We start from the raw sequence: 13354 nt of genomic DNA on the forward strand, positions 1-13354 counted from the left end.
AGTAAAGAATGCCTAACAGTCAAAAGATTCGTCATTCGTTATCATCTGCGCAGTCTGGTATGTGGTTTGCGCAACAATTAGATCCGCTTAATCCGATATATAATACTGGGGAATATGTAGAAATAAACGGGAATATTCATCAAGACATTTTTGAATTAGCTGTACGTAAAGTTGTAATGGAAGCAGAAGCACTCCACGTTCGCTTCGAAGAGGATGAAATTGGCCTATGGCAAGTTATTGAAGAATCACAGTTTCATATGCATTTTATTGACGTTCGGAAAGAAGAAAACCCTGAAGAAGCTGCTAAAGTATGGATGAAAAATGATTTATCTATGCCAGTCGATTTGAAAAAAGATACTTTATTTACTGAAGCACTTATTCAAGTTGAAAATAATCGTTTCTTTTGGTATCAGCGCATCCATCACATTGTGATGGATGGCTATGGATTTTCACTTCTTAGCCAAAAGGTAGCGAATGAGTATACATCACTTATAGAAGAAACAAACAAGAATGAAAAGCCATTTGGTTCTCTTGCAAAAGTTGTGCAAGAAGATATTGAGTATCGTGAGTCTAAACAATTTCAGGAAAATCGTACTTTTTGGTTAGAAAAGTTTGCAGATGCCCCAGAAGTTGTAAGTTTGGCAGAACGAGCACCGAGAACATCAAATGGATTTTCACGAGAAACAGCTTATTTATCTAGTTCTAGCACGAAAACTTTACTAGAAGATATCAATATTTCGTTAACAAGTTGGCCGGAATTCATTGTCGCTGTAACAAGTATTTATATGCATAAATTAACAGGTGAAACTGATATTGTTTTAGGTTTACCGATGATGGGACGTTTAGGTTCTGTATCTATTCATACACCAAGTATGGTAATGAATTTAGTTCCACTTCGTATTACAGTAACTCCAAATATAACTCTTGTGGAATTATTGCAGCAAGTTTCTAAAGAAATCCGAGATGTACGTCGCCATTATAAATACCGTCATGAGGAATTAAGAAGAGATTTAAAGTTACTAGGTGAAAATCAAAGGTTGTTTGGACCGTTAGTGAATGTTATGCCTTTTGATTACGGGCTTAATTTTGCTGGAAATCGTGGTATTACGCATAACTTATCAGCAGGACCTGTAGATGATTTATCGATAAATGTATATAAACGTTTTGATCAAAATGAGCTAATGATTCATTTTGATGCGAATCCCGAAGTATATAATGGCGCAGAGCTAGCATTGCATAAAGAAAGATTTATGAATCTATTTGAATTAGTAATAAATAATTATGAGAAAAACGAGTCGATTGGAAAAATAAACATTACTCTGCCTGAAGAAAATCATAAAGTTTTATTGGAATGGAATGAAACGAAGGAAGACGATGAGTTAATCAGTTTACCTATATCATTTGAAAAACAAGTGCAAAAAAATCCAAATAAACTAGCGATTACTTGTGACGGTGTAATCCTTACGTATAAAGAGCTAAATGAACGAGCGAATGAACTAGCACATTATTTAGTAGAAGAAGGAATACGACCAAATCAGTTTGTAGCTTTAGTATTCCCTAGATCAATAGAAATGGTAGTTAGTATGCTAGCAGTCTTAAAGGCTGGTGCAGCGTATTTACCAATAGATCCAGAATACCCAGCAGATAGAGTTAATTATATAGTAAATGATGCAAAACCAGTTTGTATCATAACACATTCATCTGTTTCATCTAAGTTAGTTATAGAAAATGATATGAAAAAAATTGTATTAGATGACGAAGAAACGAAACTAGCGTTACATACATATTCTCGTATGAATATAGCATGTAAGAATGATGCATCACTTTTAAACCCAGCCTATACAATATATACTTCAGGCTCAACAGGAAACCCAAAAGGTGTAATTGTTCCTATGAGAGGTTTAAGTAACTTTTTAATGGCTATGCAACAAAAGTTTTCATTAAATGAAAATGATCATTTATTAGCAGTTACAACGTTTGCGTTTGATATTTCTGCTCTAGAAATTTATTTACCTCTTATTAGTGGTGCAAGTTTAACAATTGCGCAAAAAGAAGACATACAAGAGCCATCAGCATTAACGACACTTTTACAAGAAGAAAGAGTGACAATTATGCAGGCTACACCGACGCTTTGGCAGGCGTTAGTAACTGATTATCCAGAGAAGCTACAAGGACTAAATATACTTGTTGGTGGTGAAGCTCTTCCAGCGCATTTAGCAAATAAATTAAAAGAATTAGGTTGCTCAATAACTAATTTATATGGACCAACTGAAACGACGATTTGGTCTACTTTCATGAACATTGATGAAGGTGAAAAGGGTATACCTCCTATTGGAAAGCCAATTTGCAATACAGAAGTATATATATTGGATGCAGGGTTACAACCAGTTCCACCTGGAGTTATTGGGGAATTATATATTGCTGGGGAGGGACTTGCAAGCGGATATTTAGGAAAACCTGAGTTAACAGCTGAACGGTTTGTTGCAAATCCTTATGGAGAATCAGGGAAGCGCATGTACCGTACAGGAGATCTTGTGAAATGGCGTAGTGATGGTGCGTTAGAGTACATTAGTCGCGCAGATCATCAAATTAAAATTCGTGGATTCCGAATTGAATTAGCTGAAATTGAAACGGTATTACAACGACATGAAAATATTCAACAAGCGGTAGTAATGGTACGAGAAGATCGTCCAAATGATAAACGCATCATTGCGTATATCGTTGCAGAAGAAAAGGAACTGATTAATCTTTCAGAAATTCGTTCTTATGTTTCAGAAAGTTTAGCGAATTATATGATACCATCGGCATTTGTTGTGCTAGAAGAATTACCATTAACGCCAAATGGTAAGGTTGACAGAAAGAAATTACCTGCTCCTGATTTTAATGGAATGAACAATGAGAGAGTTGCTAGAAATCCGAAAGAAGAAATATTATGTGATTTATTTGCAGAAGTACTTGGTGTTTCTCGAATTAGCATTGATGATAATTTCTTTGAAATGGGTGGACATTCACTTCTCGCATCTCGTTTAATGGCAAGAATTCGTGAAACGTTAAGTGTGGAATTAGGAATCGGGAAACTATTTGAATCACCAACTGTTGCCGAACTGGCGAAACAATTAAACCATGCAAAAAGTGCAAGACCAGCTATTCAGAAAGCAAGTAGGCCAAATGAAGTTCCACTTTCATTTGCACAGCGCAGGTTATGGTTCTTAAATTGTTTAGAAGGTCCAAGTCCTACTTATAATATTCCGCTAGTCATTCGTATGAATGGAATATTGAATCGGGAAGCATTACAAGGTGCTTTTTATGATGTAGTTGAGAAACATGAAACACTTAGAACAATTTTCCCTAACGTATTAGGTAGTTCCTATCAGAAAATTTTAGATATGGAAAACTTAAATCTAGAAATGGTTATAACTAATACATGTAAAGATGAATTAGAAAGTGTACTTTCAGAGGCGGTAAGATATAGCTTTAACCTCGATTTTGAGCCGGCAGTTCGTTTACAACTTTTTACAGTGAGTGAAAACGAACATGTATTATTAATTTTATTACATCATATTGTAGGTGATGGCTGGTCATTACAGCCGTTAACGAGAGACTTTACAGCGGCGTATAAAGCACGATGTCAAGGTGACAGAGTTCAGCTGGAGACACTACCAGTTCAATACGCGGATTATGCACTTTGGCAACAGCAATTGCTAGGTGATGAAACGACACCAGAGAGTCTTATTTCAACACAATTAGATTTTTGGAAAGAAGAACTTAAAGGTTTACCAGACCAAATGGAGTTACCTACAGATTTCCAGCGTCCAATTGAGACGAGTTACCGCGGGGAAACAATTCATTTTCATATAGATGAAGGTATGCATAGTAGGTTAGTAGAGCTTGCACGTAAAAATGGAGTTAGTTTGTTTATGGTATTGCAAGCAGGGCTTAGTGCACTATTTACAAGATTAGGTGCAGGCACTGATATACCAATTGGAAGTCCGATTGCTGGAAGAAATGATGATGTACTTTCAGATATTGTTGGTTTATTTGTAAATACATTAGTGTTACGTACAAATACGTCAGGAGATCCAAGTTTTAAAGAATTATTAAATAGAGTGAAGCAGGTAAATCTTGCAGCTTATGAAAATCAAGATGTTCCATTTGAAAGGCTTGTTGAAGTGTTAAATCCAGTACGTACTCGAAACAGCCACCCGTTGTTTCAAGTTATGTTAGCTTTTCAAAATACACCAGAAGCAACGTTTCATGTACCAGGTTTAGAAGCGAGCCTTGAAATTCAAAGCGTTGGTTCTGCAAAATTTGATTTAACATTTGAAATTAGTGAGAGTAACGGGGTTGATGGTACTCCGGACGGTTTACATGGATTACTAGAGTTTAGTACCGATTTATATAAACGTGAAACGGTTCAAAAACTAATAGAACGATTCATTTTGTTATTAGATGATGCAGCTACAAATCCGGATCAATCAATTGGCAGATTAGAAATATTAACTGTAGCAGAGAAAAATACAGTGTTAGAAAAGTGGAATGGAGGTTTTCAAATTGCACCAGAAATGACATTGCCACAATTGTTTGAAAAGCAGGTTCATATAAATCCAAATTCTATTGCTGTTGTCTTTGAAGATAAGAAATTAACTTATGAAGAGTTAAATAGAAAAGCAAATAAAATAGCTCGATTCCTAATAGCAAAAGGGATTGGTCCTGATCAACTTGTTGCTTTAGCGATGCCAAGATCATTAAACATGGTTGTAAGCTTATTAGCTGTTCTTAAAGCTGGTGCTGGATACCTTCCGTTAGATCCAGATTACCCAGCAGACCGCATTTCATTTATGCTACACGATGCGAAACCATCATGTGTTTTAACGAATTCAGAAGTGGAAATTGAATGTGATGAGGCACTAAAAGTTTTAGTTGATGATGTAAAAGTAATAGCAGAAGTTGAGAAATATAGTGAAGAAAATATTGATGAAGTGGAACGAATTAAGCCATTATCTCCATCACATATTGCTTACGTTATTTATACGTCAGGTTCAACGGGTAGACCGAAAGGCGTTATGATACCTCATCAAAATGTAGTAAGACTTTTAGGAGCAACTGATCATTGGTTCCAGTTTGACGGAAACGATGTTTGGACGATGTTCCATTCATACGCTTTTGATTTCTCGGTTTGGGAAATTTGGGGACCTTTATTATACGGAGGGCGTTTAGTTGTAGTGCCACATACTGTAAGTCGCTCACCGAAAGAATTTTTACAGCTTCTTGTTAAAGAAAAGGTTACGGTTTTAAACCAAACTCCATCAGCGTTCTATCAATTGATGCAAGCAGATCGTGAAAATGAACAGATTGGCCAAAAATTATCTTTACGGTATGTTGTTTTTGGAGGAGAAGCACTTGAGCTAAGTCGCTTAGAAGATTGGTATAGTCGACATCCTCATAACGCACCAAAGCTTATTAATATGTACGGTATTACGGAGACGACAGTACATGTTAGTTATATTGAATTAGATGAAACTATTGTCTCTTTACGAGCAAATAGTTTAATTGGGTGCAGTATACCTGACCTTAAAGTGTATGTGTTAGACAACTATTTACAACCAGTGCCACCTGGAGTAGTTGGAGAAATGTATGTTGCAGGTGCAGGGCTTGCGCGTGGATATTTAGGAAGAGCAGGATTAACGGCTGAACGCTTTATCGCAGATCCATTTGGAAAGCCAGGTACAAGAATGTATCGTACAGGAGACTTAGCTCGCTGGCGTAAAGATGGGATGCTAGATTATATAGGACGTGCAGATCATCAAATAAAAATTCGTGGATTCCGAATTGAATTAGGAGAAATAGAAGCAGTCATAATGAAGCACCCTAAAGTTGAGCAAGTAGCCGTTATTGTACGGGAAGATCAACCAGGGGATAAACGGTTAGTTTCTTATATCGTTGCATCAAATAATGAAGCGATTGATACGAATGAAATGCGTCAGTTTGCTAGTGGTAGTTTACCAGATTATATGGTTCCATACGCTTTTGTAGTAGTAAATGAGTTACCTTTAACTCCAAACGGTAAATTAGATAGAAAGGCATTGCCAGCTCCAGAATTTATCGCATCATCTTCTAGTCGTGGTCCAAGAACACCGCAAGAAGAAATGTTATGTGACTTGTTTACAGAAGTGCTAAGTGTACCTCAAATTGGAATTGATGACGGATTCTTTGATCTTGGTGGCCATTCACTCCTTGCAGTACAGCTTATGAGCCGCATTAAAGAGGCGCTTGGAGTGGAACTAAACATTGGTACTTTATTTGCAGCACCGACTATTGCAGGGTTAGCTGAAAGACTTGAGATGGGGAATGGTCAAAGTGCACTTGATGTGTTGCTTCCATTACGAGCAAGCGGGGATCAATTACCACTATTTTGTGTACATCCAGCAGGTGGATTAAGTTGGTGCTATGCAGGACTTATGAAATCTTTAGGAACAGATTATCCAATCTATGGTGTACAAGCACGTGGTATTGCTAAAAATGAAGAACTTCCAAAAAGTTTAGAGGAGATGGCGGCGGATTACTTGAAACACGTTCGTGAAGTACAGCCTCATGGACCATATCGTTTATTAGGTTGGTCGCTTGGAGGAAATGTTGTGCATGCAATGGCGGCGCAATTACAAAATGAAGGGGAAGAAGTAGAATTACTCGTTATGCTTGATTCTTATCCTGGACACTTCTTACCGAATACGGAAGCGCCTACTGAAGAGGAAGCGTTAATCGCATTACTTGCTTTAGGCGGATATGACCCAGATAACATGGATGGTAAACCACTTACAATGGAAAGTGCAGTTGAAATCCTTCGTAAAGATGGAAGTGCATTAGCAAGTCTTGAAGAAGAGACTATATTGAACTTGAAAGAAACATATGTAAATTCAGTAGGGTTGTTAGGGAAATATGTACCGAAAGTTTATAACGGAGATATCTTATTCTTTAGATCTACTGTTATACCAGACTGGTTTGATCCTATTTCTCCAAATACGTGGCTAAATTATTTAGATGGGCAAATTGTGCAGCACGATATTGATTGTAGACATAAAGATCTATGTCAGCCAGGTCCACTTACGGAAATTGGACAAGTATTAGCGAAATATTTGCAGAATAAGAAAGGGGTAAGTAGAGTATGACGAATCCATTTGAAAATGATAATTACACATATAAAGTATTAATAAATGAGGAGGGCCAGTATTCTCTCTGGCCTGCTTTTCTCGATGTACCTATTGGCTGGAATGTCGTATATGAAGAAGCTAGTAGGCAGAGCTGCTTAGAATATGTTGAATATAACTGGAAAGATTTGGATCCAAAAAGTAATCAAGTTCGAGAAAAAATATTAGCAGGAAAACGATAATGAAAGCAAAACTAAATCCAAAAGTAGTTGTAAGTATCGTGTATATAACTGCGATGTTTATGGCTGCGATGGACGCAACGATTGTAAATGTAGCACTGCAAACGATAAGTAGAGAACTACAAGTACCTGCATCTGCAATGGGGACGGTTAATGTTGGGTATTTAGTTAGTTTAGCTGTTTTCCTTCCGATTTCTGGTTGGTTAGGAGATCGTTTTGGGACGAAAAGAGTATTTTTAATTGCTCTTTTCGTATTTACAATCGCTTCTGCTTTATGCGGAATGGCTAACGATATTACTTCATTGAATGTTTTTCGTATCATTCAAGGTGCTGGTGGAGGGCTTTTAACACCGGTCGGAATGGCGATGTTATTTCGAACATTTTCACCAGAGGAAAGACCGAAGATTTCCCGGTTCATTGTACTTCCAATTGCTGTAGCACCAGCAATTGGTCCTATCATCGGTGGTTTCTTTGTAGATCAAATGTCTTGGCGTTGGGCATTTTATATTAATCTACCGTTTGGAATCGTTGCATTGCTATTTGGACTTCTATTTTTAGCAGAGCATGTTGAAAAATCAGCTGGTCGCTTTGATTCGCTCGGCTTTATTTTATCAGCACCAGGATTTGCGATGCTCATATATGCGCTCAGCCAGGGACCATCAAAAGGGTGGATTTCTCCAGAAATTATGAGTACTGGGATAGCTGGGGTTGTATTCATTACATTGTTTATAATCGTAGAACTGAAAGTAAAGCAACCGATGTTAGATTTACGCTTATTAAAAGAACCAGTCTTTAGAAAGATGAGCCTTATATCATTATTTTCATCAGCTGGTTTACTAGGAATGTTATTTGTTTTTCCACTTATGTATCAAAATGTGATAGGAGTTTCCGCGCTGGAATCAGGACTTACGACATTTCCAGAGGCGATTGGATTAATGATTTCTTCACAAATTGTGCCATGGTCATATAAAAAATTAGGAGCGCGAAAGGTAATTTCTATTGGATTAATTTGTACCGTGGTTATCTTTGTTTTATTAAGTTTTGTAAATCACGATACGAATCCGTGGCAAATCCGCGCATTATTGTTTGGTATCGGTATTTTCTTAGGTCAATCTGTCGGCGCGGTTCAATTTTCTGCCTTTAACAATATCACGCCGCCTTTTATGGGGAGAGCTACTACTATATTCAATGTGCAAAATCGACTAGGTTCAGCAATAGGGGTAGCTGTTTTAGCTAGTATACTAGCTGGTTTTGGAAGTAATAACGCTCAATCCGATTTTTTACCATATCAAGCAGCACTAATTGGATCAGCAATATTTTTGCTCATAGCACTACTATTTTCTTTACGTATTTCCGATAAAGAGGTAATGTCAAAGAAGAAAGAAAAAACATTATCTGTATCAGAAAAAGAGAAAGTACTTGTCAATGAATAACAATATACGTATGCTTTCTTATGAAAATTGATATTCGTTGAATAAAGGAGAGTTTACATGATAGAAAGTAAAGTTGTAGATTCTATTCCAACTTTGAATGAGAATGATTGTCAAATATGGTGGGCAAGAATTTCGGATTTACAATCATGGCATTACAAATTACTAAATGATATAGAGCAAGAGAAAGCAAATTCGTATCACCATTCGGCAGATCGAGCTCGTTTTATAATAGGTTGCGTAATAAGTAGATTAGTTCTCGGTAAGATACTTTCTATGTCACCAGTCCAAGTACCAATTGATCGAATGTGCTCAGTATGTAAATTGCAGCATGGTAGACCACAATTACCAGAAGGTATGCCGCAATTATCCGTTTCACATTCAGGTGAGTGGGTTGTCGTTGCTTTTACAAAATCTGCACCTGTTGGCATAGATGTAGAACAAATGAATCCAAATGTAGATGTTATGAAAATGGCAGAAGGTGTATTAACAGACATTGAAATAGCGCAAGTTATGAAACTGCCAAATGAACAGAAAATAGAAGGATTTTTAACATATTGGACTCGAAAAGAAGCGGTGCTGAAAGCGACAGGTGAAGGACTAATGATTCCGCCAGTACATATTACAGTATCAGCTCCAAATGATCCTCCAAACTTGTTGGTTTTTAAGGATAGACAAGAGTTATTAAATAATACAATGATGGAAGATGTAAAGCCTAGTTTAGATTATAGGGCCTCTGTTGCAATATTCAGTAAGGAAGTGACTGAAATTACGCAATTAGATGCGGCAGCACTTTTAAATCTTAAATAAAAAAATTATAGAAGAGGTGTTCCTCATGTTAGTAGCGGAAAATAGAAAGAATGAATTCACTTATAACGTACAAGCAATTAAAAATATTTTATTTTCTGGAGATACATCATCCATTCATGCTTTAGAAAAGCTTTTAAATGATACAGTTCAGTTTGATGTTCTTGAACAAGAGGCACTTGGTAGACAGTACATTCCGAAAGAAGCAAAGAATTTCTTTGATAAAGATGGAACATTTCTTTACCGTGTATCTAATGTTAGTTATAAAGGCAAGGTGTTATCTGAAAATCTAATTTTTGCAGACACTTCGTTTTTACCGGACGCAATAAAGAGTGAATTAGAGAGTGGAAATATTCCTGTTGAAAAGCTTATAGAAAAGATGGAAGTAAGAAGAAATGTATTATATGAAGGATATCAGCCATCTGGAAATATTATTGAATTGTTTGATGGATGTTCTGTTACAGCGAATGTGTATCCAACTAGAAAGTATCAAATTGTAAGTAAATGCAAATGTGTATTTTATATTTGTGAAGTGTATCATGCAGAGAATATAAAGCAATTGCTTAAATAAAAACAAGAAACCAGCCTATAAAATGGCTGGTTTCTTGTTTATTTAACAGCTTCTTTTAATTCTTTACCTGCTTTAAATGCAGGAACTTTACCAGCGGCGATTTGAATTTCTTCGCCAGTTTGCGGATTACGTCCTGTACGAGCAGATCTTTCGCGCACTTCAAAAGTTCCAAAACCGATTAGTTGAACTTTATCTCCAGATTGTAATGCATTAGCAATTGTGTCAAATACGGATTGTACAGCTGCAGAAGCGTCCTTTTGAGAAATATCAGCTGATTGAGCTACGTTTTTAATTAATTCTGTTTTGTTCATGTTTTCACCTCATAAAAAAATTTTTGGAATGAATGTTTTAGTATAATAGATAGTAAAGATAAAGCTATCACTATGATTAGATAGAATACTATATAATTATGTTAATTTCGTTGCAAGAGACTGAATCCCTTCTATTATTTAGGGATTAATTAAGAATCGATGCATATAAAAAGATTTAATATGAGGATGAGGGGGAGTATATGAATGATTTCTCGTGAAAAAAATGAGAAGGAAAGTATATTAATTCGTCAACATGATCATGGTTTTTTAGCTGGAGAGATTGCAAAACATATAAAAGAAGACTTTTTTGAAAGTAAAACGTATTTAAAAGAAACAGTTGATGCAATATATGAGCATGACAGAGGATGGATAGAGCTTGATAAAGTACCAATTTTGAATGATGCTAAAAATATTCCATATACATTTATGGATTGTCCAAGCCCATTACGTTTTGTTTTTTATACGATTGGTTTAAATGAAATTGAGAATTCTAATCCATACGGGGCATTGCTTTGTAGTAAACATTTTTTATCATTTCCACTAAACGAGGAAGATGAAGAGATGATGTCATTTTATAAACATGAATTAGAACGACAAAAAAGAATTTTAAAAACGTTAACAAAGGAACAGTTTGCGATGTTCGATAAACATTATAGATTATTAAAGTTTTGTGATGAACTTTCTTTATACGTATGTATGAATAAGCCTGGTGTCAAAAAGAAAGATGAAATTGATTTATTTAAAGATGGTTTTGAAGGAACAGCAATGTTTAATAGTAAAGAGGAGAAACTTATTCAAGCTGAATGGGTGAACGAGGAAACAATTCGGATTACACCATTTCCATTTCAAACGGAATTTTATACGTATGTAAAATATAAAACGATAAATAAGCATGAAATGAAAGAAAAAGGGATTGCAAAGGCTGATAGAGAATCAGAAATGAAGAAACAAACCATTCGTTTCATACAATAAGGAGGTAATATAAATTGAAAGAATATATATTAAAACAGTGTGATTATCATGCTTGGGCTAATACAATATTATTCAATCGATTAAAAGAGTTACCAAACTATGAGACAATTTTTAATGAGCAGATACAGAGTGTATTCCCATCCATTAAGGATACTTTTGTGCATATTTATATTACAGATCAAGTGTGGTTACATATATTGCATGGTAAAAGTATGAATGAAGCAATACAAGACCGAGAAGATTTACGAAAACGAATTGAAACTAAATCGTTACATGAATTAGAAAAAATGTTTGAAAATATGGCAAATCAATATAAAGACTTTTTAATTACAATACAAGATGTGAATGCTGTAGTTGTTATTGAGAACCCATATGCAGGGGCATTAGAAACTTCAATTTTAGAGTTAGTACAACATGTCGTAAATCATGGTACATATCATAGAGGAAATATAACAGCGATGATCCGTCAACTTGGTCATTCGTCGACAATGATGGATTTTGTACTGTATTTACATATGGTTAAAAAGCAGGGAGAGTAATATAGTTTGTAAGAAGGAGAGGCTTTAATTATAGAAGTCTCTCCTTCTATTTTATTCCGCATTCATGGTAGATCGACTGATTAAAGTTTTCTTAAGAAGCTTTATTTTCTTGTAATTGCTTAGCGTATTGTACAGCCTTAAATGCATTGACTCTACCATTTTTCCAGTACGTACCTGTACCACTAATTTTATCAGAAGTTGACTCAATAATTTGGCGGATTTGTGTATTGCTATATCCTTGATTTGCTAAAAGGGCAGCAACTCCTGCAACATGAGGTGTTGCCATAGATGTACCACTTAATGATTGATACGTGCTTCCTTTATATGTGGAATATATATTTGAACCTGGTGCTGCAACATCTACCCAGCTACCATAAGTAGAAAATGAAGATTTCTTATCTGCTTGATCTGTAGAAGCAACTGCAATCACTTCGCTGTAATAAGCAGGGTAATTAGCTTTTGTATTTCCAGCATTTCCAGCAGCTGCAACTATAACAGAGCCTTTATTCCATGCATATTGAACGGCTTGTTGTAATGCAGTACCACCATTTGGAGCTCCTAAACTTAAACTAATTACTTTTGCATCCGAATCAGCAGCTTCTCGAATACCTTGCGCCACAGCATCAAGAGTACCACTTCCTTGATTATCTAATACACGGACAGCATAAATTGAAGTTTGTGGGGCAACACCAGCAATTCCAACACTGTTATTCGTAAGTGCTCCAGTAATTCCAGCACAATGCGTACCATGACCATTACCATCATCAGATGTATTGTCGTTATCAACATAATCATGCCCGTAAATTACTTTCGAAGCCAAATCAGGATGTGAACCTTGAACTCCTGTATCAATAATAGCTACTTTTACACCAGGATCACTTCGTTGGCTATCCCAAGCTTGTGGAGCTTGAATCTTTTGTAATCCATATTGATTTTTAAAATATGGGTCGTTTGGAGTCCAAAAGGCGTGAACGTAATAATTCGGTTCTGCATATTCTACATCTGGATTATTTTTATAACTCTTTATTTTTTCTTTTACAGTACCTTTTGAAAATTGAACCACTTCAAAACCTAACTTATCATCTTTAGATAAGACATTAGCTCCGACAGATTTATGAAAAGATTGCACATTGCTTAAAGATGCATTTTGCTTGAACTTAACGATTAATTGGTTAGGAACGTAATCAGTAGATGATGTTTCAGCGCTTGAAGTATTTGTGTTAAAGAAGAAACCACCAATAATAAACGATAAAACAGATAGGAAAACAATGATTTTGTTTTTCAAAAGATTTTTCCTCCCTTTTCTTGGATGAGTTTTTCAGCGACACTTTAATGTCGCA

General features: G+C 35.8%; 9 protein-coding genes. 7 read left to right on the top strand and 2 right to left on the bottom strand.

Going from position 1 to position 13354, the window contains the following annotated elements:
- The first annotated feature begins 8 nt into the window (after positions 1–8).
- The 5 genes from ACTJJY_RS15030 to ACTJJY_RS15050 are packed head-to-tail and all read left to right on the top strand — an operon-like array spanning position 9 to position 10192.
- Positions 9–7166: an amino acid adenylation domain-containing protein gene (locus tag ACTJJY_RS15030; RefSeq protein WP_440605850.1), complete on the top strand. Its 7158-nt coding sequence runs from the start codon at positions 9–11 to the stop codon at positions 7164–7166.
- On the top strand, positions 7163–7387 hold the full coding sequence (locus ACTJJY_RS15035) for an MbtH family protein (RefSeq protein WP_440605851.1): 225 nt from the start codon (positions 7163–7165) through the stop codon (positions 7385–7387). Before ACTJJY_RS15030 ends, ACTJJY_RS15035 begins: the two co-directional genes overlap by 4 nt.
- Positions 7387–8817 (top strand): MDR family MFS transporter, encoded by a 1431-nt coding sequence (locus ACTJJY_RS15040; RefSeq protein WP_440605852.1) that lies wholly within the window; start codon positions 7387–7389, stop codon positions 8815–8817. The genes ACTJJY_RS15035 and ACTJJY_RS15040 overlap by 1 nt, the downstream gene beginning before the upstream one ends.
- A gap of 57 nt (positions 8818–8874) precedes the next feature.
- The gene (sfp, locus tag ACTJJY_RS15045) at positions 8875–9624 is read left to right on the top strand and encodes a 4'-phosphopantetheinyl transferase Sfp (protein WP_097961591.1); all 750 of its coding nucleotides are present in this window, start codon (positions 8875–8877) and stop codon (positions 9622–9624) included.
- 25 nt (positions 9625–9649) lie between these two features.
- Positions 9650–10192: a hypothetical protein gene (locus tag ACTJJY_RS15050; protein WP_000959125.1), complete on the top strand. Its 543-nt coding sequence runs from the start codon at positions 9650–9652 to the stop codon at positions 10190–10192.
- A 38-nt stretch (positions 10193–10230) separates the two neighbouring features.
- Here ACTJJY_RS15050 and ACTJJY_RS15055 read toward each other — a convergent pair whose 3' ends face one another.
- On the bottom strand, positions 10231–10503 hold the full coding sequence (locus tag ACTJJY_RS15055) for an HU family DNA-binding protein (RefSeq protein ID WP_001043905.1): 273 nt from the start codon (positions 10501–10503) through the stop codon (positions 10231–10233).
- Between the two features lie 204 nt (positions 10504–10707).
- On the opposite strand from ACTJJY_RS15055, the gene ACTJJY_RS15060 reads away from it, so the two are divergent.
- Both ACTJJY_RS15060 and ACTJJY_RS15065 read left to right on the top strand, forming a co-directional pair.
- Positions 10708–11475 carry a DUF3891 family protein gene (locus tag ACTJJY_RS15060; RefSeq protein WP_440605853.1) on the top strand — a complete coding sequence of 256 codons (768 nt, stop codon included), beginning with the start codon at positions 10708–10710 and terminating at the stop codon, positions 11473–11475.
- Between the two features lie 14 nt (positions 11476–11489).
- Positions 11490–12014, top strand: coding sequence for a DinB family protein (locus tag ACTJJY_RS15065; RefSeq protein WP_440605854.1), 525 nt, complete (start codon positions 11490–11492; stop codon positions 12012–12014).
- Between the two features lie 91 nt (positions 12015–12105).
- Here ACTJJY_RS15065 and ACTJJY_RS15070 read toward each other — a convergent pair whose 3' ends face one another.
- Complete coding sequence (locus ACTJJY_RS15070) at positions 12106–13299, bottom strand: S8 family peptidase (protein ID WP_440605855.1); 1194 nt, start codon at positions 13297–13299, stop codon at positions 12106–12108.
- Positions 13300–13354 lie beyond the last annotated feature (55 nt).

Origin of the sequence: Bacillus sp. 22475 (assembly GCF_052044835.1) — a bacterium.
In the GTDB taxonomy this organism is placed as follows: domain Bacteria; phylum Bacillota; class Bacilli; order Bacillales; family Bacillaceae_G; genus Bacillus_A; species Bacillus_A cereus.